Here is a 25,661-nt window from a genome sequence, read left to right on the forward strand (position 1 = left end):
AGAGCCTTTCGATTGAAGGCTTGCGCCTTACAGACTTGACTCGCAGCGCGAGCCAAGTCGACCCGCATCACTACGAGCCGGGTAGCGCTATTTACGCTGGAACAACGGTAACGAATTGCTTCGAACCTTCGCCCTTGACTACGAACTTGACCTTGCCGTCCACCAGAGCGAACAGGGTGTGGTCTTTGCCCATGCCAACACCTTCGCCGGCGCGCACTGGCGTGCCGCGTTGACGAATGATGATGCCACCAGCATTGATCGATTGACCGCCATAAACCTTAACGCCCAGGCGTTTTGATTCTGAGTCACGACCATTTCGCGTTGTGCCGCCGCCTTTTTTGTGTGCCATTTAAGACTCCTTGGATACTAATTCTCGGGCAAACGGCAATTAGCCGTTGATCGATACGATTTGGATTTCGGTGTAATTTTGGCGATGGCCTTGATGCTTCTGGTAGTGCTTACGACGACGCATCTTGAAAATCTTCACTTTATCGTGACGACCGTGTGCCACAACAGTAACCAGTACCTTTGCACCCTCAACCAGGGGAGCACCAAATTTGATGCTTTCGCCTTCGCCAACGGCGAGGACCTGATCGATGGTGAGTTCGGAACCAATGTCTGCCGGTATCTGTTCTACTTTAAGTTTTTCGCCAGCGACAACTTTGTATTGTTTGCCACCGGTTTTTATGACCGCGTACATGATTTGAAACCTCATCAAATGTTAAGAAATTTTCCTCTCGGCGCCAGCGGAACTGCATGCATGGAAACCGGGGAACCGCTGATTATACATGGGATGGGATTTCACGTCAAAAACTATTCACAAATGGCCGATGGCGTGGTATGTCGGCCGGCTGGCAAGGCCGCGGTGTTAATTTTCAGGCAAACTTGTTACTCGGAACCGGGGAGGATGCCCCTGCGGGCAAGGGCATGACGTATAATCTCGGCACCAATAGTCTACCGCACAGGTTCGCCTTGTCTGCCGCTACCCAAAACGCCACCCAAAACAACATCGCCCACACGATCGCCGCCGACATGGACGCGGTCAACACGGTGATCCGCCAGAAACTGCATTCCGAGGTCAGTCTCGTCAATCAGATCGCTGAATACATCATCAGCGCCGGCGGCAAACGCATCCGCCCGGTCCTGGTGCTGCTGGTGGCGAACGCCTATGCGTACAAGGGCACGGCACATCACGAGCTGGCGGCCGTGGTCGAATTCATCCACACCGCCACCTTGCTGCACGACGACGTGGTCGACGAATCATCGCTGCGCCGCGGCCGCGCCACGGCCAACGCGCTGTTCGGCAACGCCGCCTCGGTGCTGGTGGGCGACTTCCTGTATTCGCGCGCGTTCCAGATGATGGTCGGCCTGAACAATATGCGCGTGATGCAGATCCTGTCGGACGCCACCAACGTCATCGCCGAAGGCGAAGTGCTGCAGCTGCTGAACATGCACGACCCGGACGTCAGCCAGGAGCGCTACCTGCAGGTGATCCGCTCCAAGACGGCCAAGCTGTTTGAAGCGGCGGCCGAGCTGGGCGCGCTGATCTCCGGCTGCAACGACGCGCAGATCGAAGCGGCCGGCGAATACGGCCGTTCGCTGGGCACGGCCTTCCAGCTGATCGACGACGTGCTCGACTACGCCGGCGACGCCAGCGAGATCGGCAAGAACGTCGGCGACGACCTGCGCGAAGGCAAGCCGACGCTGCCGCTGATCTACCTGATGGAAAACGGCAGCGCCGAGCAGCGCCAGCTGGTGCGCAGCTGCATCGAGCAGGGCGACGAACAACACTTCGACACCATCCTGGCCGCCATCACCAGCAGCGGCGCGCTCGACTACACGCGCCAGCAGGCCGAGACGGCCGCCAAGCGCGCCGCCGAAGCGATCGCCGACCTGCCCGACAGCATCTACAAGGAATCGCTGCTGCAGCTGGCCCACTTCTCGGTCAACCGCAACCACTAAAATCAATCCGGGGTCAGATCCGACATTCGGACACGAACTCTGCCGTAGCGGCCGCTACGGCAGAGTTCGTGTCCGAATGTCGGATCTGACCCCGGGCTTCCGGTAGCGGATGAAGGCGTTGACCGTCAGGCGCCCGCGCGCCGGATCGGCATCGAGCAGCTCCGGCGCATCGATCTGCCCCGTGTGAAAAATCGTGGCGTCGTAAAAGATCGCGCGGTTCCATGCCGCCGGCACGGTGCAGATCTTCTCGAAATAGGCGTTGCTGCCGCCAAGATAGGCCGGCTCCGCGCCGATCACCTTGCTGAACGCGCCGTTCTCCATCACCCGCGCCTGGTGCAGCAGGAAGTCGATCTCCTCCGGATGACGGCGCGGCCGGTAGAAACTGGTGCCGCCCATGCGCGCATCCCCGAACAGATACAGCACCGACGCGGCGGCGCCCTCGCCCGGCGCGCAGCTGCGGGCGTCGCGGTGACAGATGCGCTGCTGCGGCAGCAGCTGCTCCGGCGGCAAGGTCACGATCGACATGCGCGTCGCCATGCCCAAGGTCTCGCTGCCGCCGAATGCGCCCAGCAAGTGTTCGGAAAAGTAAGCGCCGAGCTGCGCATCGAAATCCGCCGTCATCGGTTGCTCGATACCGGGATAGCAGTTGACCGGCGCGACGGCAAACGCGGCGCGCCTGGCCACGGCGGCCTGCACCAGCTTATGCGGCTCGCTGAGAAAATCGTCGACGACCAGGCATACGCCGCCATCGCCAAGCGAGACTTGCTGTATGACCGGGCGCGGATTGAACATTACAACAGTTCCAGCACCAGTTCGGACGGACGGCACAGGCGCACGCCCTTGTCCGTCACCACGAACGGCCGGTTGATCAGGATAGGATGGGCGATCATCGCGTCCAGCAGCGCGTCGTCGGACAGCGACGCATCGGCCAGCCCCAGCTCCTCATACAGATCTCCCTTGTCGCGCATCGCCGCGCGCGCGGTCAGGCCGGCCTTGACGATCATCGCCTTCAACCCGGTGCGCGACGGCGGGTTCTTCACGTAGTCGATGATTTCCGGCTCGACGCCGCTGGCGCGGATCGCCTCCAGCGTCTTGCGCGAGGTGCCGCAGGCGTTGTTATGATAAATAGTGACAAGGCGGGTGATTGCCATGATGCTGCCCTTGAACGTATCCAAAGGCAGCATTATCGCTTAAAACTTCGCCGCCAGACTGACGCCGATGCTGCGCGGCGCCAGGCGGTAGCCCTGCACGATGGACGCCACCTGCGGGTGCTGGATCACCGTGTCCGTGTCGAAGGCGTTCTTGACGAACAGGCTGACGTTGTAGCGGTCGAACGACATGCCGGTGCTGAAGTCCGTGGTGTGGTAGGCCGGACGCTCGTAGTCGGTCTGCTCCGGATTCAACGAACCCTTGCTGGCGCCCACCCACTGCATGCCGCCCATGACGAACGCGCTCTTGTCGCCGAACACCGCGAAGTTGTAGACCGCGTTGAACGCCGCGTTATATTTCGGCACGCCCTGGATTTGCGCCCCGGCCACCGCGCCGACGATGCCGTTCTCGATGCCCTTGTCGTTCGACAGCTCGGCCTTCACGTAGCCGGCCGACGCGGTCAAGGTCAGGCCAGGCAGCGGCTTGGCCTTGATGTCGAACTCGAAGCCCTTGCTGGTGGCGTCGCCCGCGTTGGCGTTGTAGGTGTAGGCGCAGGTCGGCAGATACACGCCCTGCTGGATGTTCTTCCACTTCACGTAGAACACGTCCGCGTTCACCGACACGCGGTTGTTCAGGAAGCGCGACTTGCTGCCGACCTCATAGCTCCACAGGCTGTCGGACGCGTAGGTCTCCGGCCCCTTGCTGATGCCGTTCGCTTCCAGGTCCTGGCTGCAGGTGGTCGGCGGCACGTAGATGTTGTTGCCGCCCAGGCGGAAGCCCTTGGCCACGCTGGTGTAGACCGTGTTGGCCGGATCGACTTCCCATGTCAGCGCATATTTCGGCGTGAACGCCTTCGACGACGTGGCGAAGCTGCTGTTGTTGCCGGCGCCGGCCAGGTAGTTGCCGTTGCGCTGGTCCAGCGTGGTGTCGGCCTTCAGGTAGCGCGCGCCGACCGTGGCGTGCACCGCCGGCGTGAAGTAGTAATTGAGCTCGCCGAAGATCGAAGTCTGCTTTTCGCGGAAATGGAAGGCGCCTGCAAACGAGTTATCGTTCGGGAACTGGCCGGGACGGGCGTCCGGCAGCAGGTCCGGATCGGCGATATCGAAGCCGAAGCTCTTGAAGGTGTCGGTCACGCCGAAGATCGGATCGTTCTCGATGATGTTGGTGTGCTGGTTGGAGAAGTAGGTGCCGGCCAGCCAGGTCCACGGCGACACCGCCGCGTCGTACGGATGCGAGGCCAGGCGGAATTCCTGCGACACCTGGCGCACCCGGTTGTTCAGGTAGACGGCCGACGGCAGGCCGGCGATCGCGTCGATCAGTTCGGGCGGCGCCTTGCCGCCGTCGGCGGTCGACGTCAGGAAGGTCGACAGCGAATAGCTGTTGTAGGCCGAGCCGTTTTGCGTGCGGTCGAACTTGCGCTCGAAGTAGCTGGTGGCCGAGGTCAGGTCGAACGGACCCAGGTCCCAGTTGACGGTCACGCTGGGCGTCAGCAGCGTGTCCTTGGACGGCTCGCGCACCTGCTTCTGCGCCTGGTAGTTCGGCAGTTCCAGGTTGAAGGCCGCGATGTCTTTCGCATCGACCTTCTGATAGTACAGCGACGGCGTGATCGTCAGCGAGCGGACCGGCTTCCACTTCAGCGCGATGCGCGCCTCCTGGTCGCCGATCTTGTTGATGTCGTTGGCCAGCACATTGCCGTCGCCGTCGACCTGCTTGATATAGCCGCCGGTATGCTGCGCCTGCACGCCGATGCGCAGCGCCAGTTCATCCGGGATCAGCGGGAAGTTGGCGACCATGTTGGCCGCGTAGTTCGGGCTGCCGCCCTTGGTGTTGGACAGCTCGCCGTAGGTGGTGAACTCGCGCTCCTTCAAATCCGGCTCGTTCGGCACGAACTTGATGGTGCCGCCCATCGAGCTGGCGCCGTACAAGGTCGCCTGCGGGCCGCGCAGCACTTCGACGCGGTCGATATCGAAGAATTTCGGCTCGACCGTGCCCATGGTGTAGACGTTGCCGACCGTGATGGAGACGTCGCCCAGGTAGATGCCAACCGTGGCCGCGCCCGCCGTCGAGCTGATGCCGCGGATCTCGATATTCTCCGTGCCCGGCCCGGCGCCGCCGTTGCCGCTGGCGGCGGTGAAGGAAATGTTCGGCACCACGCGCGTCAGGTCGGTGAAGTCCTTCACGTGCTCGGCCTGCAGCTGGTTGCCGGTGACGGCGGAGATGCTCATCGCCACCTTGGCCGGATCTTCCTTGCGCTTTTGCGCCGTGACCTTGACCACCTCGATCTCGTCCGACTGCGGCCTGGTTTGCGCCCGGGCCGCCTGGCCCGCCATCGTCGCCAACGCCGCAGCCACTGCGCCGTACAGTACCTTCTGCCGTATTTTCATATGCTGGGATTCTCCGAATCGGTGGGCGAATCTTGATATTTTAGCAAAAATGGATGCCAACTAGTGTCATTTTTGTTGTTTTTAGGTCATTCTTTCCCAACAACAGTTCGGAATGCGTTCTGATGTCATGAATTCAATATAGCATCTTGTACCGCTGACAAGTTTTCATCTTCCGGGTCATTCGCGGTCAATAACATTCGCTATATCTGATGACAAAATTTCACAACCACTACGAAAGTCTCAACGTCACACGAGACGCTCCCGCCGAGGTCATCCGCGCGGCCTATCGTTCGCTATCGCAAAAGCATCATCCAGACAAAAACCGTGGCAACCATGATGCCGCGCAGATGATGATACGTTTGAATACTGCCTACAGCGTGCTGTCGGATCCGGACCAGCGGGAACTCTATGACTTGCAGATGCTTGACCAGCAGCTGGGCCGAGAATCGCACTTCGACATGCCCGATGGCGAGCACAAGACCACCGTGGACGCCTGGTTCCAGCATCTGCGCAACTACGCGAAGGGCCGCGATATGCGGGTTGCCGCCATGCTGCTCGGGAGCTTGTCCATCGCACTGGCAATAGTCATGAGCATGGTCTGGAAGGAAAATCAATCGTCGCTGCGTCTCGAACGGGCGGCAGTCTACGCCGTCACCGCCGACCGCGGATCGCTGGCCGAGGCCGGCGCCCCGCCCGGACTTCAAGCGCCGGTTGGTGCCGCCACCACCAAGGTCAAGGAGGAACGGCCCAAGCCAACCGCCGCGCCCAAGGCAGCTGTCGTGCCGGCCGCTGCCACCAAGGCTACGGAATATGAACGCCTGACCGCCATGTTAAAAAGCATGGGGTTCGGCCTGCACAAGCTGGAGGTGCCGGCGCCTTCCCCGGCGAAGGTGGCCGAGGCAACCAGAGAGAGTGCCGTGGCGGCGCCTCCGCCTCCCGTGCAAGCCGCCAAAGCAGCCGCACCGCCCGAAACGGTCCGCGTGCGTGAGGAGATTGCCAGCCCTGCAGCGGCTGATCCGGTGCGCAGCGAAGCCAAGCCTCTCGCAGTGGCGAGCCTGGCCAGTGCGCCGGCGGCCGCCAGCCCGAACACGGCCAGCGCCAGCCATCCGCTGCGCACCGCCGTATTTGCCGACGCGCGCGCTTGCACCCCGCCTCCGTATCCGATCAATGCCTACCGCAACGGCGAGAGCGGCTCGGTGCTGCTGGCCCTGCTGGTAGCCAGCGATGGCCGGGTCCTCGAATCGAAAGTGCAGAAGTCGAGCGGCTCCCCTGAGCTCGACAAGGCTGCGCGCAAGGCGCTCTCGCTGTGCAAGTTCAAGCCGGCAAGCAGCGACGCCCAGGCCGAGCCGGTGTGGACCAATTTGAACTACGTGTGGACCATCGACTGACCGGGACCGGACGCACCCGGTTGAAAAACCACCGTAAATCTGCTGTAATTACTCCAACAGTCGGGGTGTGGCTCAGCCTGGTAGAGCGCTGCGTTCGGGACGCAGAGGCCGGAGGTTCGAATCCTCTCACCCCGACCAAAATCTCCTTGTAAAACAATAAGTTATTGCAACATCACCCCGCCTTGAAGTCAATTCAGTGGCAAATCAGTGGCAGTTGCCATCTGACAAAGTGGCGCTTGCAAAAACAGACTTCATTTGCAGGGACATTTGGCGGCGGGTTGCCCAGTTCGGAAAATCATCCCTGCGGAATCGATCTATACGGTACTCCACAACTTCATGGAGTACGGACATGGCGTCCATTGACAATCGCTCGCACTACCAGGTCTCGGTCAAGAACCGCGACGACCTTACGAAAACCTTCCCCCACGACAAGCAGAAAAAAGCGGAAGCTTACCTCCAGTCCCTGAGGGCGCAAAAGCTCAAACCCAAACTGTCCCAACTGAACGATCACTACATGATTCGCATCCGTAAAAATGGGCTCAAGGACCAGATGCTATACGCAAACTCCCTGAAAGAGGCCGAACTTATAAGGGCTAAGCTGCACGTAGAGCAGAGCCAAGGCCTCTTTATCGACTATTCCAAAGCGCAGAACACCACGCTTGCGGAACTGATGATCCGCTACCTGCGCGAAGAGGCCCCACGCAATAAGAGCTTCGAGATCGACGCCTACAAAATCAACGCGATGCTGGAAGATGCGGGCTTGCAGCGGCAATCCATCATGGAAATTGTCGCCAGCCATCCCAATCCGTGTGCCAAGGTCAAAGCGATGAAGATTCGCAAAGAGACTGGTAAAAAAATGCGCTCTGCCTTGTGCTCGGCGACGCGCTTCATTCTGAAGCCGTTTGCGCAAATCGTTCCAGACGACCTCACTGAGTATGTCGACGAGCGCCGCCAGGCGGTGTCGGCATCGACCGTGGATCGGGAACTGGACATCTTCTCGGCCGTCTGCAGCATCGCCATCAAGACTTGGCGCATCCATGTCCTCGCCAGCCCGATGGACGGTGTGAAACGTCCGAAATACTTCAACGAACGGGACCGCCGCCTCAAAGCAGATGAAGAAGACCGCCTGCTGGAGGCAGCATTTATCGAAGATGAGAAGTGGTCCCAAGCAATCCGGCTTGACCAACTGGTATCCCCCGAGCTTCAACAAGTTGAAGGGGCGCCTACGCGCTATCGTATCTGGCAGACCCGCAAGCGAAATCTGAGCGAAGCCCAAGCTAGCTGGGTTCATATTCCTATGTACGAATCCTTTCTGCAGTTCCAGCTGATGACTGGCGCACGGCGTGGCGAATCGCTTTCTCTTCTCTGGTCCAACGTGGACCTGGAGATGCAAACGGCGTTCATCCCTGAGACGAAAAATGGGCGCCCCCGCAAGCTGCCGCTGCGCAGCGATCTGGTCGAACTGCTTCGGGAATTGCCGCGCACCAGCGAGCTTGTATTTGGCTTTACCAATGAGGCCTTGCGCAAGGCCTGGGGCCGGATGTGTGAGCATGCCGGGCTCACAGGCGACGATGACCTCCATGTGCACGACTTGAGGCACGAAGCCATTTCCAGAGTTGCGGAAATTGGCAGCAATACGCTAGGTGGCTTCTCGCTGATCGACCTTCAGCATTTCAGCGGGCACCGTGATGTACGTATGCTGCTGCGATATGCACACTTGTGCACGCAGAGCCTGGCCAAGCGGCTCGACGAAGCGTTCAGCTGTACAGAGAAATTCGATACTCACCACGGGCGCAGGCGCCTCAAGAAAGAAGCGAAGATCACTGTCCAGGAAATGGTCGGATGTGACGCACTGGTCTCGCCAGTTGAGCCCGTTGAAGAATCGTCAAAGGTTCAAGCTGCAGTGGAGACTGTCACGATACCTGTGGCCGACGTGAATTTGGTGGCGTTGACGGCATCCAGGGCGTCGGCGTCGCCTGTGGAAAACGTCATTCATGTGGACTTCACCCGCCGAGCTGCCTAGCTATTTGATGTTCGACTCGTGCCCGCCGATTTCGGCGGGCTTATGTGTGACCGTCTGGATCGGTGCACCTGCAATAGGCATAGTGGAGACTACTTTCCCAGCTTGCGCCGACGCTCCAGCCAATAGACCGGCACGAAACGCCATCTCTGCGTTTCCGGTCGCTCTATAGGTAGACTAGGCAGCATAAGCCGCAGCGCCGCCTGGGCCGCCGTAGGTTGTAGCAGCAGCTGACGCAGCCGCGTCGATGACCTTGCTCTCCTGCGTGGCCTTGTAAAAGTTCGCGTCGGACGCTTGCATTGGCGCAATGGCCAATCCCCACATGGCATCGACCACTTTTCCCTCCTGCGCGCGCTTGACTGCATTTTATTGCCGCATCTTCTTGCGCAGCGAGCTGGCTAGCGGCAAAGTTGGCCCCTGCCTTCGCCGCATCAACCGTATCGTTAAAACTCGTCACAGTCTGATTAGCAGTGTCCTTCCACCCCTTGATGTAGGTTGCCGTCGTGTCCTGGCCCGTTTTTACAAAGGTCTTGATGGTGTCGCCATCCTCGCCAGAGTTGCGTGTTGATGAACGGTGCACATACGGCCGTCCCAAGCAGCGCCCGGCCGGACCTGTATAAAACTGCGCAGCCACTTGCTAGAAGTGGCTGCGCAGTTTTATACAGGCTCTATTTTTGTAAGCCAAGATTCGGTTTAGTTTCGACACTCCCAAATCTCAAGCATACAGAGGCCATTTATTAGGATGATTGAGCAAATTGAGACTCATATCGTGCGAATGAATCTTCCATCCGCAAGTGGGCGTAATTTGCGAGAACCGTCGCTAGACTGTCATTCAAAAGCTCGGCTACAGTAAGAAAATCGCCAGGATTTTGTCGCAACCAAGTCGTAGCAACTAGGTGCCGAAACGCATGCGGTCCAAAGCCTGGAGAGCCGGGTATATAGCGGCGCGTCAGCTTCAAAACAGTACTGCTCAAGCCCAGCCAGATTCCCCCTTTTTTGTCACCGACAAGCAAATACTGACTGTTTTTCCCCTCCAATAACGTGTCTCGGTATTCCTCCATGTATTCATCCAACAGCGGCTTTACCCAATCGGCTACCTTCACGCTATACGTGCGTTTTTGGCTCCCACCATTTTTTAATTGTACTGGCAGCAGTACGATTCGCCATCCGGTTATCGAACTTCCACGAAGCGAACCCTGACCATTCGGCAACCAGGTAAGCGACGCAAGTGATCGAACGCGTAGCGGGTTTGAAAGCAAGAGTGCTAGCAATAAAGCATTTCGCTTGTGGCGTGCTTGATTAATTCCGCCTGGCAGAGATGCAGCAGCTTCTTGTTGAATCCGCTCAATTGCTTGTCGAACTGGCTTAAAGGGTTCGGGCAATGCGAGGAGATTGGCAATGGGCTCCTCCGGGCTCCTACTGGTGCCTGTCGAGCTACGAATGTAAGCCCGTAAAAAGTTATGAGTTTTTTCGCACATCCTTTGCCATGCGTCGTCCGTCTGCGGCCTTATCTCTTCCGGTAGCTTGCAACGAAACTGTGCAGGCTGCTGCCAGAGATATCCTGTCTGCGGGCGCAATAGGCTCGCAACAAAGGAAGCAAAAACGCTTTGCCCCTTGTGACGGATGCCACCTGACTGATCAGTCATCCATTGAAGGTAACATTCGAGTGCTTTAGGATAGGCACAAAATGCTAAGGATTGTTCAGGCGCATTCGTCCAAGACAATCCTCCCATTTCGGGGGCTAATCGCAATATCACACCAAGAAATTGACGAAATTTTGTGATGAACATATCAGCAGACGGACACCTCATATTTCCCTTAGCGGCCAAATCAGAAAGTGCCATCGACATGCTCATGGGAATTTGGCGCCAGTGACCTTTTCCTTGCCGCTCAAGTGAGTGAATTGCAGCCACTTTGTATTCAACAAGGCCGCGCCACTCTTGCAGAAACGTCGCGCTCAACTCCTTCTCAGAAAAACCTATCTTGCTCTGAGTACGAGCCGCCAAGGTAAGCCGCCACGCAGGGGCCACGCTAGTTACGAGGGCGCTATTAGTCTCCTTCTCGATCAGTTGAACAAAGGTATCGCGTTCGAGACCAAACCTTGACTCGAGACGGCGAAGTGCAGGGAATGTGTCCGGTCGCGGCTTTGCTCCGGCGAGCCATCGGCGTAACGTATTGGGGTCTACGCCATTCTGTTTCGCTAGGGTCTTGGGGGCAACGTTAACCGCAGCGACAAGACGACGTAGCTGGTCTGTAAATGTGGCGAGCCCTGTCCCCTGGACTTGCTGGCGCGGGCGTTGAGCAACCCCCTGTTGATATATCCGCTGAATTGCCCGGAGCTGCGTAGCTCGGTCGGCGCGGGTCCTCGGGGCCACCTCGAGGCTGGCCAAATATTTAGGAAGACGTTCATCAAACTTGGTAGACAGCTCGAATCCAACGTTTGCATCGACGGTTTTGCCGCAAAACGCCAGGTAGCCATTCAAAGCGCTGAGATAGTTACGGAACTGTTGCAACGCGGAAAAATTATCCTCCGTGTCAAAGCCGACGTGAGACTTGATCTTCTCGATAAGATCGCTGTAAGGAATTGCCATTATGAGCTCCTGTGAAGTGGAGCTCGCAAAGACGCCGCTGTATCTGTGATTTACGACGTTATTAGAAATAACGCCATAATAACGGGGTAGTTTTAACTCTTTGATCTTACTGATATTTTTCCTCATGCAAATGCCTCCGGATTTAAAGTCCATGAGTCTCGGTAGCGTTATTGCGAGCTGATATTGGGTATAGCTCGATACGCCCTCACAACGAAAAATTGCCTGCATTCAATAATGGGCAAGCAAAATCGGGGGGTATTGAAGTTGCTGGACATTTATGCACCTAATCGGCATCGTACTGCGGGAGATTTTCAGACCGAATAGCATGCCATATGAGCACGCTTCGGATCGAGTTTTGTGACTTGGTTGTCAAGATGGCCAACGTCCAGCTAGGCACAGACCTCCAACACGAGATTCCGTTGAATAACATAATGGGACCGGCATTTCTGGTTCCAATTACCCACAGACGGGTTAAGCGAGATGAATTTGCCGTCGAACGTCATGCGCGAATCGGCCGGCGTGAACGGCGTCACTACGCGGTCGCAGCAGCAGCAGCAGCAGTACGAGTGCGCTACGGTCCCGTAATCCATCAAGATGTACAACACATCCGGCTCCAGCTCGCGCGGGACTTTGCGGACAAAGCAATGATCCAAGGTCTGACGGCGCATCACGATTGGTCTCCATTGAGCAACATCCCGCCGTCGGTCGTACACACTCTTGCTGACGCCCCCTCCTTTTGATAATTAACGCGTCTTTTCCGGACCGAACGTCGTGACTATCGCTCGGCGGTTAGCTTGCGAGGTTGCGAGTTCACAATTTTTTGTTCATACACCTACTCCTGCGCTATACCTAAGACCATCCCGTCAAAATCGTGTCATGAACAACAAAATTATTATTCCTCCGCCCCCTGAAGAGTTGGCTCCCTTCGAATTGCATATGGCCGCGTATCGGCAGGTCGGACACAAGGTCATGTACGCCCGATACGGGGGCGACGGCAACGTGGTCGTTTGGAAAAACACGAGCTGTGAGCCTATTGAAAGCGATTGGCGCGGCCTTTTTCGTCCTCGTACCTGTCCAAAAGCGATGGATGAATTCGCAAAACGCAGCGGGTTTCAACCGGCCGATTTGCCCAAGAACTGGCGTATGTTGTGCGGCATGGCTGGGTTGGTAGCGGAAGAAATTCTGCTCGATCACACTACAGATGTAAAACTTATTTATCAGAACATCGACGCGCGGATTTTCTTCGGCGAAGCCTCGGATTTCGAGCTCTCTCTGATGAACATATCGAGCGTTGACGCCTTCGAATTGCACTACGAGGAAATCGTCGAGGCATGGCACTATCTCGTTGACAACTGGTCAGCGGTCGAGTTTGAGGCAGCGTGTGTGATCGACGACGCTTGGTCGTGGGCAACGGTAAACGGCTCGGTAAATCTCGAGCGTGCGGTGAGAGCTGCTGGAATCCAATTGCATTGAGCCTGTTGGTTGGCGGCGCATTGCTGGCGGCTTGGAAAATGAACTCACGCTCTCCACTCAGCCGCACAAGCAGCGAACTATAAGAATCACTCGCCCGTTACGCCGTCAGCGCCAAATAGGAAATGGCAGGTCTGGCTGCGGCGGACGGAGATTTGCAGGCCCTGCCGAGTGGGTTGTGACCGTGCAAACCACTGCCGTGCGATGTTCTGACCACATGGCCGCATGACAGTGCGCCACGGTGTACGAAGTTACTCATGCGCTCGTCTGACGGCTTCTATCGTGCGGCTGACAAAGCTCTTTCAAACCTTGCCCGAGTGACCGCTCTTACGCGTTGTAGTCCCAATTCATGCGCCATCGCCAGGATGGCGCTATCCCCGGTCTTTCCCTCCGTACTTACTTTTTCTGCCAGCGACCTCAGCTCGGCCATGCAAATTTCATCGACAGTTCGTCCATCTCCGGAGCCACCGCGGAAGACAACGAGCACATCGGGACCTCGCCCTTGGGCCCAAAAGAATGTGCCAATGTCCTCATCCGTGGAAGTCAAGAATGAGCGCGCCACACTGGAAACCCTCTCTTGAATCCGAGCACCCGTACGCTGCCATCCATGGACCCGAGCGATTCGACGGGCGAGGACGGAATCAAGGACTGGTCCCTCGATAGATACCACATGCTCAATCATCATTCGGAGGTTGTCGTCATACCGGGCCTCGAAAAAATCATCCGAATTTATTGAGGCGACCGCAGCGCTGGGGTCTGCCACGACGAACACTGTGTCATCTCCATTGACTCGGCCTGCTGCGTTCTCGGCATACGCGGCTTCGAAGTCGGCCGGCTCGGTAATGGCAGTGTTTCCGGCCACCTGGTGGTCATTCTTAGCAGACGGCGGTGCTGCCCCTTCTCTAACCTTGGTGGGAGCCGCTGCTTCATTCTGCGTCTTAACGATTGCAGCGTCGGCCGCACAACTTGCTTCTTCACTTTCCTGACATAGGGCACGCGCGGCGCGACTGTGCTCAAGCAAATTTTCCAATGCTTGCTGCACTCTCTCGAGCGTTCCAATTCGGTCAATCCACCAGTCTGTAGACCAAATGCGCAGAATCTCCCATCCGAGGCCGCGAAGAACCTGCTCCCTGAGCAAGTCCCGGTCGCGGGCCGTTGCCGACCGGTGATACGTAGCACCATCACACTCAACACCACACAGGTATGTGCCTGGCGCGTCTGGATGAACTATTCCCAGGTCAACGCGGAACGACGACGCTCCAATCTGGGTTTCAACCCGCCACCCCTTTGAGGACAATGCTGCAGCGACTGCTTCCTCAAAAGGACTCTCGAATCCCCCAAGGCTCCCCTTTGTCGCTTCAGCCAAAGCGCGTGGTCCGCGTTCCGCAAATTCCATGAAATGCTTCAAGTCCCGCACGCCAGCAGCTTGGGTGCGTGACAAGTCGAGCTGTTCAGCTTTCAAACTCGAGAACACTCGCAGTTCATGCCGTGCTCGCGTGATAGCAACGTTTAGCCGACGCTCGCCACCGTCGCGGTTCATTGGCCCAAAATTCATCGAAACCGCACCTCCATGGTCTGGGCCATAGGTGATGGAGAAATACATGATGTCGCGCTCATCCCCTTGAACCGACTCAAGATTCTTGACGAACAACGGCTCCAATTCCAACTCCGAGAAGTATGGCTCGAGTGAGGGGTCCCGACGCCGCTCTTCGTCAAGTAAATCCTCAATGAGATTCATCTGCTCCGTGTTGAAGGTCACTATGCCGATGGTGAGCTTGGATTCCCGGAAGTTGGGCGACTTCAGTCTGGTGACGACGTCCTCTACCAGGGCCTTTGCCTCCGGTTTGTTGATGCGCGCACCGCCTTTCTCGTAGACTCCCTTGATATGGTGGAAGCTGACGGCGCGGTCATCAGTGACTGGGGATGGGAATGTAATCAAGCCACCGCCATAGTAATGGTGGTTGGAAAACGCGATAAGCGATTCATGGCGACTACGATAGTGCCATGCCAGATGCATGGTGGGTAGGCTCGCCCCCATACACTCATCGAGGATGCTCTCGAGGTCGGTCTCGACATCCTCGTCGTCCAACGCAGATTCGGCACGGTCAAAGAAGGAGGTGGGCGGAAGTTGTTTAGGGTCACCAACCATTACCACTTGCTTACCTCGAGCGATTGCGCCAATCGCATCCCAAACGGGAATTTGGGAGGCCTCGTCAAACACAACGACGTCGAATGGCTTGACATCAGCAGAGAGATACTGAGCAATTGAAAGGGGGCTCATCAGAAGGCAGGGCGTAAGCTTGGTTAACGCTGTAGGAATGTTCTTCATGAGCTCACGCAGCGGCATGTGCTGTTTTTTCTTGCTCATCTCATGGCGCAAGATACCCCACTCGGAATTGCGCGTGACAGTGTCCGCTTTGGGAAGGTCTGCACACATCGTAGCCCTTACCCAGGCACGCGTAAGTTCCGTAAATCGCTCATCGAGCGCGCGGAAGTCTCCGATACGTTTTTCATGTTCTGCTGAGACGAAACCTCGAATAACTGGCTCATTATCGACGACCGCGTTCAGCCACCATCGACTATAGTTCGTTTCAAAGGCGCGCACGGAGTCTCTGGGGCCGACGCTGCCACACTCTATCGCCATAACCAAGGAGTGCAAGCCAATACTCAACGCTTCCGCACGCACCTTGCGCCAAGCGCACCAAGCGTGCAATCGGTTCTCAGCCATCACAATTGCTTTGCAATGCGAGATGAGGTCCGGAAGCGGCGCCTCGTTGACTTCAGAAGTACCCTCATCGCCAAAAGCGCCAATGGAGATAAGCTTGTCGAGCACTGGTCTCATCGCCGAGTTCGCCTCTACATATTGAATTCCGGCGACTGTTACTGGGCCGGCGACCTCTAGCATGGCGTTCCCATCCACGACCAATCGCTGTAAAACCTGATACAGGGCAGATGTAGACTCGGGCGTTTCTGCTAGGTTTGCAACGGCCGCCACCATGTGATTGCGGAAGTCATTAACCTTCGCAATACGTTCCTGTGTTGTGTCCAGGCCGGCCCACGTTGCGCCTGTGAGAGAACCAAGGTCTTCAAAGCCTCTGAGCTTTTCCTCAAGTACATCTCGATGACGCAACGCCAGATAGGTTGCTGCCAGAGTAGGACCGCAGTCTCCTGCGGCCACCTCGTCATGTCGGTCCTGAATGATTCCACGCTCTTGGACAGCCTTAAAGGCTATAGCGAACCGCATTGCAGCTGTCAAGAAATCGGCGCGCGTGTCGTGGCCGGCCCAAAGACTATCGGATTCGCTCGACAGCGAGGTCATGCTCGCAATCTCAGTGTCCAGGCTTCGCAGTGTTCTGACTCGGGACAAATCATCTGCCAACCGAGGGCCACATCGTCCGTTCGCGATAGCATCGAAACCTTCATCAACCCAACTATCGCGCCTCCATGCAGCTGCCAAGACAGTCTGAAATCTCAAAGCGGCGATGGCGAATTCCGGCCGAGTCTTCAGCCCCATCCATATACCCTCAGTGGCGGGCCCGATTTCAAGCTTGTTAACCTCAACTTTGAGGTCATGGATGGTGACCAATCGAGCAAGGTCGCTGCCCACCTGAGGCTGACCTTCACCCGTTACGGTGGCCTCAAGAACCTTGGACACTTTGCGTTTTCGCATCCAAGATAGCGGCCAGACGCTTTGCTCCGCCTGCGCCCATTCTCGCTGGAGTTGATGGACATTTAGTTGTTCCGTCTGCTCGCCATATTTCACTGACAGAAGACTGTAATTTTCCGAAATTGCTTCGAGAAGTCGCAGGCCCTTCCCCAGCTCCTCGACGACATCCAATGACCAAGGACGGGCGAGCCCAACCCGGAAATTTTCGTATTCAGCAAGTACCGCCAAACCCTTCTTGCATCGCGCAAGAGTGGCATCTGCCCATGGTTGGGCAATTCCTTGGTTAAGCGTACGATGTTGGACGACAAGGTCAAGACCTTGTTGAAGCCGGGCGAGTACGTCTCGGGAGTCACTACGGAAAATGAATCCCCAATCGTGACCTGCGGCGGCCGGCAGGCTGTGTGCCAACGACGCCAGCGCAATGCGTGCGCGCCGACTTGAGCCGAGGTCCGGAAGTCCAGCAGCCCGCTGAAATGCAGCCGCGGAATGCTGGATGCGCTCTGCCGCGGGAATGACGTCGCGGGCCGCGCCAATGAGAGATTGCTGCCATGAGGGCGTCCAATCCGAACATCCGATTTGCTTCAATGGACCTGCCATCAGCTGGTCAGCGCCGACAGCTATAGCGTTGACGCCAAGGCGGTCCACAACCTCACGCATCGCATCGAGCTGACTTGCATCATGGAAGGCCGAACTACTCCATGAAAATCCAAGGTTGACCACATCCTCACCATCCACGACCTGTCCGATAGCTCGATAAATTGTCAGCCCATTGCGGTGCTTCTGGTGAAGCTTCTCCACGTATTGGTTCAAGTCGTCGCGATATCGCTTGAGCTTATCTGCTTGGGCGCGCCATTCGTCAGGGTCGATATCCCCTTGGGCTTCCCATGCCCTTTGCAGCTGACTCAAGACGTCCAACTTACGTGCCTTGCTTGAATGAAGTTCCAGACAGAACTCACCCAAACCAACTTCTCGAAGGCGGCGGTATACAACGTCTAGGGCTGCAATTTTTTCAGAGACGAAAAGGACGCGCTTTCCTTCAGCCAGACACTGCGCAATGAGGTTAGAGATAGTCTGGCTCTTACCTGTCCCTGGCGGCCCTACCAGAACGAAGTCCTTTCCCTTAACGGCGGCCATGACTGCGGACAGTTGCGACGAGTCCGCTGGCAGTGGACAAAACGTTTTTTCTGGGGCGAAGTCTACGTCCAGCCGCTTGGGCTCAGGGAATGGAATGGTGGAGGGATACGGGTCCCTCGGGGTATCAATGAGGTGTTTGACCACCGCGTTTTCCCGCAACTGGTCAGTGCGCTGGGTCAAGTCCACCCACATCAGGTACTTGGCAAAGGAGAACATGGCCAGAACAACTTCTTCCGACACCTCCCATCCCTTGATATCACGGACCGCATGCGATACGGTTTTCCAAATTAGTGCAACGTCCAAGCCAGCATCGTCACGGGGCAATTCGCCATCGATTACGCCTAAGTTCAGCCTGAAATCTTGGCGTAGCATTTCTATGAGCGTCGGATTGAATCGCGGCTCGTCCTCGTGCAAGGACACAGTAAAGCCGGACCGTGCGCTCTTGCGGTGCAGTGACACCGGAATCAAAATGAGCGGAGCTTTGTACTTTTGACCTGCCTTGTCGTCACGCGTCCAAGTCAAGAAACCAAGCGCCAGGAAGAGTGTGTTGGCCCCTCCTTCTTGCATCGTTGTTCTGGCGGTACGGTACAGGTCGACCAGGCGTGTTTCCAACTCCTTTTCGTCAACGCTGACGAACACTTCGCGGCGTTTGAGGGCATCAAGCGCATGCTCACGGCGGACATCTTCACGGGAGCGCTGTTCGTAAATCGCCTGGTCGCGCGGGTCTGCGCCATCCATGAGGTCCGGTCGCGCCAGCAGCTTAATAGGGCTGCCGTCCGATAGAATATCTTCAAGCGTTCCAGGCTCGGGGGCGTCGAGTCGCAGGGACTTTTTTCCGCCTCGGAAGTTAAGCAGGTTATTGCGTAAGGAGAGGTCAAGTAGCTTGCGCTGCCATCGCGCGAGCCGGTCCTTCGGGTCCAATGTGGCCGCGTCAGGTTCCGCAACGTCGCCGTCTGGAAGCTCAGGGGCTTCGTCGAAAGTAGCTTCCAGAATTTCTTCTGCGGTCGCGGGAGACGGCGCGGCCGCCTGACTATCAAGACTTGCCAGGGGTTTGATGCGTTGCATGCGAGCACGTTTGATATCGACGACGAGCTCAAATTCCTCTTCTTTTTCCTCAGATATTCTGGACGCAGCGTTCTCGGTTGCATAGGTGAAGGACGGAGCCGGCCGCTGGGTAATCAGCGTGGTTTCGAACAGCACCAACTCCTTGAGCTTGACGCGCTTTCGAATTGCGGTGACGTCATCGACAACGACCGACGAAAATTCTTCTTGACGCAACCATACGCCAGCGAAGGCGTGCCCCTTGGTGAATACGACGATGGAATTGAGGCCGGCTTGCTCGAGTGCCGCACAGAACATGAGTGTCAGGTCAAGACATGTCCCGATACGCGCGTCAAGAACCTGAGCCGGGCTACGAACCTTTTGACCTTTGTGCTCGAAGCTCGCAGGAGGAAGCGCATAGTCCAACCCAAGTCCAGCGACTGCGCTCCAAAGCGCAGAGGTAAGCTCCCAGGCGCGCTTAGCACCGCCGGCATATCCGTCGATGGCGGCACTCTTACCGGCTTTGCGCAACACCTCTGCGGTTTGCTTAAGTAACCGGTCAACTGCTAGCTCATTTGGCTGGACGAACGCCGCGACCAAGTCGGGCAAATGAGAAAGACCGCCCCACTGATTGCGCGGCAGAAGTTCGACTTTGCGTTCGACCGTCGCAAGGACGACTTCCTCGAGCGCGCCCGCATTCGCTACAAACGTGAAAATGACGGTGGCAGTTTCGGCTTCTGTGAGTCTGCCAAGAAGCGCGCCATCAAGTTGCACGTCACAGTCCCTAATTTCATAGCGCGCCTTTGCAGCGCAGGCATCTATTGACCAGGTCTTGGACTTCAGGAACGGAGGGATGGACTCCAGGCGTAATTGAATGTTCGAGAAGTCGCGGTCACTGTCATTGACGATACAGAGCTCCCGCAGTAGCGGCACGGAGTTCTGAAAGTCGGCCAAATTCAGTTTGGTTGCGTTGGAAACACGAATCGAATGTTCGATAACTCCCGCTTCCTTGGCGGTTGATTGCTCTTCGGATTGCTCCACAGTTTCTCCCAATGACATCGACGCTGTCTCTATCCTCGGTCTTCGTCATCGAATAATTGGGTGCTGAGGACGACCTTGGCGGCAACTGACCATACCACATTTCATATCGACAATTAATCACCAATTATCACAACTGCGGCTTGAGTTGTCGCGGAGCCCAGTTCGCAGCATCGTTGTAATTTGCCGAGCACTCCATTCCAGCCGACTACCAAACCAGGTCAAAGACGGGCCGAAGGGTTTGTTCAACGGTCAAATCAGAAGGTATAATCGCCACCTTCGACAACACCACCGCCGAGACCATCGTAACCATCGCCGCGTTGCCCCGCCGCGACCGATGCTTCCATCTCCTTGGCCAGCGGAGCCAACGTCTTTAGTTGCCATCGAAGGTACCAATAAGCTTGGTCGCCGTCGAAAGCGGAATTGAGGCGGGCCACTTCTATCTTTAACGCTCCGTCGATTCCACGCTTTTTTTGAGGACGTTGGGGATACCACAGACAGCGCTGACCAGCACCCGCTCTCTTTTCGCAAAGGGAAGTGATCTGAGTGTTGATACACTGTTAGACCGCTGCCTTGAGTTGTTTGCCCGAGCCTTGGGGACGGTTTTTAGCTGTCGCGGCTATCAGAGTCGTCAAGTCGGAACTTTCCATCAATACGCCCCATTGCGTGATGAAGCTCAAGGTCATTGTTCACGAGCGCGTCGAGTACCATCTGCGTGGCTGCTTTGTAGCCGTGCTCTTTCATCAACGAGCGAGCGTCAAGGGCAACGAATTCGTCACCGTTTTCGCAGAACGCTTGACGGTTGGACTCACGGCGCATGACCAGCAATTCCACCGCGCCTTCAAAACGCAGGATTGTCTCATCAGTCTGGGAGGATTTCGACACGGGCGCCACATCTACTGGTGCCTTAACCTCTGCGGCAAGCTTGATTTCAGCCTGAAGCTTCAGCGCGGCCTGATACTGAGCGTAGAACTCCCAGCGCAGCGCGCACTGCTTCGGTACGGAATTGAACTCTTTCTGTGCCATGGGCACCTTCAGGTCCTTTTCCTTAAGCTCACCGATGTGTTCCTCAGCTGCGGAAACGATCCACAGAATTTCATGCGTCGCGTCGAACTTCATCAGGCCAGCTGCCTCGAACTTAGACACGTAGTCCGCGATCTCGTGCTCTGGCGTGGCCAGGTCCAGCGCTGCCTGGGCGACGTTGAGATAGTACATGCCGATGTAGTTACTCATCGGACCAGTCTTCAGGTACAGATAAGTCTGGAACCCCTGGGGGCCGGTCTTAGCGATGATACGGGCCGTACGGTCGGACCAGAACGACTGTTCGATTTTGGTGAAACGCATGATGAAACTCCTGATGTTTTGTTTGTATCAGCCGGTGCTCCCCGGCGGTCAGTCAAAACGACCTTCCTGCTCCGGTATAGGACGGGCGATGAGAGGTGGCAGATACTTTTAAAGAAGTGCTAGAAAACAGAGGGGGATTTTGCGGAGGACATCGGGGATGAGCATACCGAGCAACGCCGGTGGCCTAAGGGAGTTAGGACGGTCATTACTCCAGGAGGTAGTCACGAAGCTTCTGTTCGACTTGCCCGAAGATTCGGTCGCCTGTTCGCGACGAATCCCGTCGCCGGCCCGCGCTTCGATGGCGGTCCTCATCTCGATAACCTCACCAGCGACCGCGACGAGCTCTCAGTACAAATCGGTACCCGGCGCTCAGGGTACAGTGTCCGCCGCGGCTAAGTCGAAGCTGAAGGCGTCGGCATCAGGAACCGCATCCGTCAACTGCCGTCGTTTCAACGCGTCTAGGAGCATGAGCAACTATGCCTACAAAATCCAGGTCCACAGCACGCGCGAGCACCGCAGATGGCGCCTCCCCCCGAGACAACTACGATAAGGGCGCCAAGCGTCGGAAATGCGGCTCTGGCGCCGCAAAGGCCAGCAAGGGTTGGGTAGCTCGGCGTGGTTGACCTCGATGAATTGGAAATCATCATCCCGCTCGCCCCGGTTGGGGCCAGCTGTTCAGGGCGGTCGCAGGCCGTGACGTGTACTGGCGCCGCAACTGCCGTTGCCGTGGAGAGGATGCTGGCTGACGTGCGTCGGTAGGGAGATAGCGTGGTGACGGTGGACCTCTAGTTCGCGTGCCGGCGGTCAAAGAAACCAAGCAGGCCGTGGCCCCGTGGCAATATCAACAACCTCGAGAAGGCGGCGCTGGATACGCTGACGAAAGCGGGTCTGAGGGGTAACGACGACCTGGTGATGTTCGCTAACGCCGACAAGTGCTACGACACTGCCGGCAAAGCTAACCATACGCAGGTGAGAGTCAGGCCCATCGATCTATGAGCCCTCCGCAACCAAGGCGGCTGACGCCGCACACCCCGGCTTGATCAGTCCCCGGCAACCGCCCACACGACCAACTGGCAGCGAACGAGTCCTCATTGCTATGAGCGCGGCCACCGGCCGCCCTGGTGGGACAGGCACTGAGCACGCCATCGACAAGAAGCGCCCCAACCCAGAAGAGCCCGCCTCGCGCGCGCGTAAAGGAAATCTCAATACTGAGAGTAATACTCAAACTTCAATATATCTTAGGTTTAAGAGTAGCTCAATATTGAGTATCTCTATCTTTATTTTTATCTTTATCTTACGAAGGGGATTCGAAGGGGCTTGTAAGGGGCATGCGTCTCATCTGGTGTTCACAATATGTATCTCTATATTATGGCAGTTCTTCGATTCGGATCGTGAGCTTTAGAACCCCCTTGGAAGGCGCTTCTAAACGGCTTGCGTTCCCTATAGGAGGGCGTGAATGCTAAAACCGCCCTTCGACTGCTTTGAAGGCGCTTTGAAGGGTCTTCGAAGGGGCTTATACTCTTCCGATATATTTTCATATTTAAGTCGAAATAACCCCGCCACCTACCGTCGCACGTCCTATACGTTTATGTAGGGGTTTGATAAGGCGCCTACAACTCCTGAAGTTATGCCGCGGATCGTGCTCCCGATTCGTGGCTTTTTTTTACCTGCTTTTCGAGTTAGCCGGCTGCGGCTTCATACCCGGCTGGGCGCGCTATACCGGATGTGTACCCTCTTGATTAATGGCTTGCCGCCCCCCTGAAAGGCTCCTCAATGCAACACAGCCAGAAATTGACCGAACTTCCTCTGTTCGCTTCCGATGAGGTATTCCGCAAGGCCGCGAGCACGGTCTCCGGCATTATTGCGCTGTGTGCTGACGCTCGCAAGGCTGGCTTCCACGTCGATGAGCGCTGGACCTGGAAGACAGGGAGCATGAACCGCCATGGCGTTGTCCGTGTTGAATCCGCGACTGGCGAGGTGATGCACACCGGCACCTGGGATACCGGGTCGCTGCGCCTACCGCCTGCTGGCTTCCGGATCACTAGCCGTCATGGGCAGTGCCTTTTCGATGCGCTTGTGTTCGTGCGTGACCGCGTTCTTGTCCAGGTAGGCTAAGCCGTCACTCATAGGCAGCGTATGCATCATTGGGAGCTGCTGGGAATTTGCTCTCGGGGGCGCGATGGTAATCGACCGACACCATGATCGCTTTGGCCATCTTCGCCAGCGCGCGCGGTGAAGCGTTGTAGGTCTTGGTGTCGGCATCACGAATCCACCTCCATGGTAGTAGACCATGACCGGGAGCGGGCGGGCGCCTTCAGGAGTGTAGGCGTGGATTGGAATGTCGCCGTTGGGGCCCTTGATCGTCATGTCCTTTACAGTAACACCAGGCTCGGGGTCTGTATTCTTCCCCATATCGGTCAGCACCTTTTTCACCGCGTCCGCAGGCGTGGGCGGTTTGCAATTGGCTTGCCGCCGAGGGACGCCAGAGCGTCGAGTACTTTCTGCATGTGCGGCTCGGCCTTGGGCGGCGTGGCAGCTATGGCGGAAAGTGTGGTAGCGGTAATGGCCGCGGCGATCAGGAAATTCTTGGTAATTCAAAATCTCCCTATGGTATCCAGAGCCGCACTACCTTCAAAGTTCGTAATCTAGCTTAGCTCATTGATTACGCATGATGCTCCAACAACGCAGCAAGTTCATGTTTTATAACCGCCTTGAGCATACCTTGTGAGCGCCGCAAGATCACTCGATCTTCTTCGCTCAATCGTGCCTGCTTAGAATGTACCAATTTCCCCCGCAAAGTCAGGACGCTCTTGTAGTCACCAAAGAGTTCTTTACGTTGGGTCGGATTCCGTCCTAGCATGTAAGCGTAGCGGTCGGCTAATCGATTGCTTAGGTCCGACTCCTGCTCCTCACCACGCAGCAAGGCTTCCAGGCCAATGCATGCTGACAATAACGCCACCGTTTGGTTAGACGCGAATCGACTGTCCTCGTACCACTCGATGGCTGCCGCGATGGCGTCGTATCCAGTCTTCCCTTCCAGAGCGAAAACATTCTTAACGAATCGGAGTCCATCGGCCAGTGCCACCTCGATTGCCGCATCGCCTGCAGGCTGGAGCAACTTGGCTCTCATGTGGGCATCTAGGTTCAGACCATTAAGACATCTTGCCAATGGGTCGGGCACACGCATTTTGATAACAGTATTGTTTTCACAATCGCGCGCCTCAGCGGATTGACCTGTCTGTCCTATGTGCGAATTAAAGGGCAAGTAATTGTGCGCAAGAAAAACGAAAATTTTTGCTTTCGAATATGCGGTGAGCGCCACCCCCGTGTCCGAAGTGGAATTAGCATACCCTGTCAATTCAAATTCGAGAAATCCACGGCCGGACTGAAAGAGCAAAGCAACGTTATCGCCTAGTTCATATCGGGCGTCGGGCCAATCCTTTGAAGGATAAAACTGAAGGGTGACACGATAATCTCGCGGGAAAGCAGCTAGTGCAGCAACAATGTCATCTACCAATTTTTTTTGAAGTTCCGCTAGATCACCAATAAGAGCGCCATCCTCGTCGGCGTTCCTCGAGTCGAAGTCGCAGATCGTATCCAAGATGATGTTGGTCACTTGAGTGACGTCAAGATATCGAGAATAGGCTTTTGCCGCCGTATTGACCATGACATCGAACTCGTCGTTGAAATCGATGGTAGGCATGCGCTGCAGAGGTGTCGATTTCACGAATTGATCTATAGCTGCACGATATTTTCCGCGCAAAATTATCTTGCCTGATTTTGTCATTTTCACCGCACCAAAACTGAATAGCGACCAGTGTAGCACCGCTCGAAACTAGCAGGATATACGGTCATAGTTCAAACGTATGCGTCGGCACGGTGCCAGCGCATCCCGCCCGTATGGGTTTCGCCCTTAATAGTGAGAGCAGCACCAGACAAAGTACTGATCGCCGTACCGGTGCTAGCCGCTGCGAGTAATTCTGCACCTCCATTTGACGCTCAAACTCAGGGTTGTACGGCGTTACATCTAGCGGCCCTCAGTTCAACATCCTCAAATTACGATTTAATGCGGTACCGCTCACGATCCTTACCGTCTAGCCAGCGCGGTGCGCGACCACGGCCGGTCCAGGTTTCGTTAGTTTCAGGGTTCACAAACTGCACAGGAACCGTCGTCCTGCTTTTGACGGACCTAGATTTTTTGCTATCGATGTCAGCGACGGTCAGGCCATAGTCGTTCATGATCGATTGGATTTTCGAAATAGCTTCTGCCGTTTCGGCTTTGCGTGCAGCGTTAGCGGCTTGCTCGAGTTCAGCAATTTGTTTTTTGAGTTCTGCGTATGTAGTTGTCACGTGGGTTCCTAGGGGGTTAATTAGGGATGAGCTTTCAGCCAATGTAACATGCGAGAGGGCCAAAGCCAATCGCCGCGGCAACCGTCATACATTCACCTTTACGACAGCCAAAGTCTCGACTCC

General features: G+C 56.5%; 18 protein-coding genes and 1 tRNA gene. 6 read left to right on the forward strand and 13 right to left on the reverse strand.

Going from position 1 to position 25,661, the window contains the following annotated elements:
- Nucleotides 1-91 precede the first annotated feature (91 nt).
- Nucleotides 92-349 (reverse strand): 50S ribosomal protein L27, encoded by a 258-nt coding sequence (rpmA, locus tag ACCD07_RS07100; RefSeq protein WP_008445659.1) that lies wholly within the window; start codon nucleotides 347-349, stop codon nucleotides 92-94.
- 39 nt (nucleotides 350-388) lie between these two features.
- Nucleotides 389-700, reverse strand: coding sequence for a 50S ribosomal protein L21 (rplU, locus tag ACCD07_RS07105; RefSeq protein ID WP_008445658.1), 312 nt, complete (start codon nucleotides 698-700; stop codon nucleotides 389-391).
- Between the two features lie 272 nt (nucleotides 701-972).
- Between rplU and ispB the strand changes: the two genes are divergently transcribed.
- Nucleotides 973-1,962, forward strand: a complete 990-nt coding sequence (gene ispB, locus ACCD07_RS07110; RefSeq protein WP_176654518.1) for an octaprenyl diphosphate synthase — start codon at nucleotides 973-975, stop codon at nucleotides 1,960-1,962.
- A gap of 54 nt (nucleotides 1,963-2,016) precedes the next feature.
- On the opposite strand, the gene ACCD07_RS07115 is transcribed toward ispB, so the two are convergent.
- From ACCD07_RS07115 to ACCD07_RS07125, 3 genes are read right to left on the reverse strand one after another with little or no spacing between them, the layout of a single operon-like run.
- On the reverse strand, nucleotides 2,017-2,754 hold the full coding sequence (locus tag ACCD07_RS07115) for a DUF6445 family protein (protein WP_413446922.1): 738 nt from the start codon (nucleotides 2,752-2,754) through the stop codon (nucleotides 2,017-2,019).
- A complete protein-coding gene (arsC, locus tag ACCD07_RS07120; RefSeq protein WP_413446923.1) occupies nucleotides 2,754-3,113 on the reverse strand; it encodes an arsenate reductase (glutaredoxin) in 360 nt (119 codons plus the stop codon). Before arsC ends, ACCD07_RS07115 begins: the two co-directional genes overlap by 1 nt.
- A gap of 39 nt (nucleotides 3,114-3,152) precedes the next feature.
- Nucleotides 3,153-5,495, reverse strand: coding sequence for a TonB-dependent receptor (locus tag ACCD07_RS07125; RefSeq protein ID WP_413446924.1), 2,343 nt, complete (start codon nucleotides 5,493-5,495; stop codon nucleotides 3,153-3,155).
- Nucleotides 5,496-5,704: 209 nt separating this feature from the next.
- On the opposite strand from ACCD07_RS07125, the gene ACCD07_RS07130 reads away from it, so the two are divergent.
- The 3 genes from ACCD07_RS07130 to ACCD07_RS07140 all read left to right on the forward strand — a co-directional run bounded on the left by ACCD07_RS07130 (nucleotide 5,705) and on the right by ACCD07_RS07140 (nucleotide 8,906).
- On the forward strand, nucleotides 5,705-6,883 hold the full coding sequence (locus ACCD07_RS07130; RefSeq protein ID WP_413446925.1) for a TonB family protein: 1,179 nt from the start codon (nucleotides 5,705-5,707) through the stop codon (nucleotides 6,881-6,883).
- Between the two features lie 61 nt (nucleotides 6,884-6,944).
- Nucleotides 6,945-7,021: transfer RNA gene (locus ACCD07_RS07135), tRNA-Pro, on the forward strand.
- 211 nt (nucleotides 7,022-7,232) lie between these two features.
- Nucleotides 7,233-8,906: a site-specific integrase gene (locus tag ACCD07_RS07140; RefSeq protein ID WP_413446926.1), complete on the forward strand. Its 1,674-nt coding sequence runs from the start codon at nucleotides 7,233-7,235 to the stop codon at nucleotides 8,904-8,906.
- Nucleotides 8,907-9,640: 734 nt separating this feature from the next.
- Here the strand turns inward: ACCD07_RS07140 and ACCD07_RS07145 are convergent.
- Together ACCD07_RS07145 and ACCD07_RS07150 are read right to left on the reverse strand one after the other, a co-directional pair.
- Nucleotides 9,641-11,620: a site-specific integrase gene (locus ACCD07_RS07145; protein ID WP_413446927.1), complete on the reverse strand. Its 1,980-nt coding sequence runs from the start codon at nucleotides 11,618-11,620 to the stop codon at nucleotides 9,641-9,643.
- A 263-nt stretch (nucleotides 11,621-11,883) separates the two neighbouring features.
- Complete coding sequence (locus ACCD07_RS07150; protein WP_413447017.1) at nucleotides 11,884-12,027, reverse strand: DUF6527 family protein; 144 nt, start codon at nucleotides 12,025-12,027, stop codon at nucleotides 11,884-11,886.
- Between the two features lie 343 nt (nucleotides 12,028-12,370).
- Here ACCD07_RS07150 and ACCD07_RS07155 point away from each other — a divergent pair, with 343 nt between their 5' ends.
- Nucleotides 12,371-12,967 (forward strand): hypothetical protein, encoded by a 597-nt coding sequence (locus tag ACCD07_RS07155; protein WP_413446928.1) that lies wholly within the window; start codon nucleotides 12,371-12,373, stop codon nucleotides 12,965-12,967.
- A gap of 274 nt (nucleotides 12,968-13,241) precedes the next feature.
- Here the strand turns inward: ACCD07_RS07155 and ACCD07_RS07160 are convergent, their stop codons facing one another.
- The 3 genes from ACCD07_RS07160 to ACCD07_RS07170 all read right to left on the reverse strand — a co-directional run bounded on the left by ACCD07_RS07160 (nucleotide 13,242) and on the right by ACCD07_RS07170 (nucleotide 21,188).
- The gene (locus ACCD07_RS07160; RefSeq protein ID WP_413446929.1) at nucleotides 13,242-19,847 is read right to left on the reverse strand and encodes a DUF3320 domain-containing protein; all 6,606 of its coding nucleotides are present in this window, start codon (nucleotides 19,845-19,847) and stop codon (nucleotides 13,242-13,244) included.
- A gap of 254 nt (nucleotides 19,848-20,101) precedes the next feature.
- Nucleotides 20,102-20,281, reverse strand: a complete 180-nt coding sequence (locus ACCD07_RS07165) for a hypothetical protein (RefSeq protein WP_413446930.1) — start codon at nucleotides 20,279-20,281, stop codon at nucleotides 20,102-20,104.
- A gap of 169 nt (nucleotides 20,282-20,450) precedes the next feature.
- Nucleotides 20,451-21,188, reverse strand: coding sequence for a hypothetical protein (locus ACCD07_RS07170; RefSeq protein WP_413446931.1), 738 nt, complete (start codon nucleotides 21,186-21,188; stop codon nucleotides 20,451-20,453).
- A 1,773-nt stretch (nucleotides 21,189-22,961) separates the two neighbouring features.
- Between ACCD07_RS07170 and ACCD07_RS07175 the strand changes: the two genes are divergently transcribed.
- Nucleotides 22,962-23,303 (forward strand): hypothetical protein, encoded by a 342-nt coding sequence (locus ACCD07_RS07175; RefSeq protein ID WP_413446932.1) that lies wholly within the window; start codon nucleotides 22,962-22,964, stop codon nucleotides 23,301-23,303.
- A gap of 4 nt (nucleotides 23,304-23,307) precedes the next feature.
- Here the strand turns inward: ACCD07_RS07175 and ACCD07_RS07180 are convergent, their stop codons facing one another.
- The 3 genes from ACCD07_RS07180 to ACCD07_RS07190 form a co-directional block, all read right to left on the reverse strand.
- Nucleotides 23,308-23,403 carry an alpha/beta hydrolase fold domain-containing protein gene (locus ACCD07_RS07180; RefSeq protein WP_413446933.1) on the reverse strand — a complete coding sequence of 32 codons (96 nt, stop codon included), beginning with the start codon at nucleotides 23,401-23,403 and terminating at the stop codon, nucleotides 23,308-23,310.
- A 447-nt stretch (nucleotides 23,404-23,850) separates the two neighbouring features.
- Complete coding sequence (locus ACCD07_RS07185) at nucleotides 23,851-24,975, reverse strand: hypothetical protein (RefSeq protein WP_413446934.1); 1,125 nt, start codon at nucleotides 24,973-24,975, stop codon at nucleotides 23,851-23,853.
- Nucleotides 24,976-25,244: 269 nt separating this feature from the next.
- The gene (locus ACCD07_RS07190) at nucleotides 25,245-25,538 is read right to left on the reverse strand and encodes an H-NS family nucleoid-associated regulatory protein (protein ID WP_413446935.1); all 294 of its coding nucleotides are present in this window, start codon (nucleotides 25,536-25,538) and stop codon (nucleotides 25,245-25,247) included.
- Nucleotides 25,539-25,661: the final 123 nt, after the last annotated feature.

The organism is Duganella sp. Dugasp56 (genome assembly GCF_047304105.1).
Lineage (GTDB): Bacteria > Pseudomonadota > Gammaproteobacteria > Burkholderiales > Burkholderiaceae_D > Rugamonas > Rugamonas hordei.

Coding starts and splice junctions, on each gene's coding strand:
- rpmA (WP_008445659.1), bottom strand. CDS start 349: ATGGCACACAAAAAAGGCGGCGGCACAACGCGAAATGGTCGTGACTCA.
- rplU (WP_008445658.1), bottom strand. CDS start 700: ATGTACGCGGTCATAAAAACCGGTGGCAAACAATACAAAGTTGTCGCT.
- ACCD07_RS07115 (WP_413446922.1), bottom strand. CDS start 2,754: ATGTTCAATCCGCGCCCGGTCATACAGCAAGTCTCGCTTGGCGATGGC.
- arsC (WP_413446923.1), bottom strand. CDS start 3,113: ATGGCAATCACCCGCCTTGTCACTATTTATCATAACAACGCCTGCGGC.
- ACCD07_RS07125 (WP_413446924.1), bottom strand. CDS start 5,495: ATGAAAATACGGCAGAAGGTACTGTACGGCGCAGTGGCTGCGGCGTTG.
- ACCD07_RS07130 (WP_413446925.1), top strand. CDS start 5,705: ATGACAAAATTTCACAACCACTACGAAAGTCTCAACGTCACACGAGAC.
- ACCD07_RS07140 (WP_413446926.1), top strand. CDS start 7,233: ATGGCGTCCATTGACAATCGCTCGCACTACCAGGTCTCGGTCAAGAAC.
- ACCD07_RS07145 (WP_413446927.1), bottom strand. CDS start 11,620: ATGAGGAAAAATATCAGTAAGATCAAAGAGTTAAAACTACCCCGTTAT.
- ACCD07_RS07155 (WP_413446928.1), top strand. CDS start 12,371: ATGAACAACAAAATTATTATTCCTCCGCCCCCTGAAGAGTTGGCTCCC.
- ACCD07_RS07170 (WP_413446931.1), bottom strand. CDS start 21,188: ATGCGTTTCACCAAAATCGAACAGTCGTTCTGGTCCGACCGTACGGCC.
- ACCD07_RS07175 (WP_413446932.1), top strand. CDS start 22,962: ATGCAACACAGCCAGAAATTGACCGAACTTCCTCTGTTCGCTTCCGAT.
- ACCD07_RS07180 (WP_413446933.1), bottom strand. CDS start 23,403: ATGGCCAAAGCGATCATGGTGTCGGTCGATTACCATCGCGCCCCCGAG.
- ACCD07_RS07185 (WP_413446934.1), bottom strand. CDS start 24,975: ATGACAAAATCAGGCAAGATAATTTTGCGCGGAAAATATCGTGCAGCT.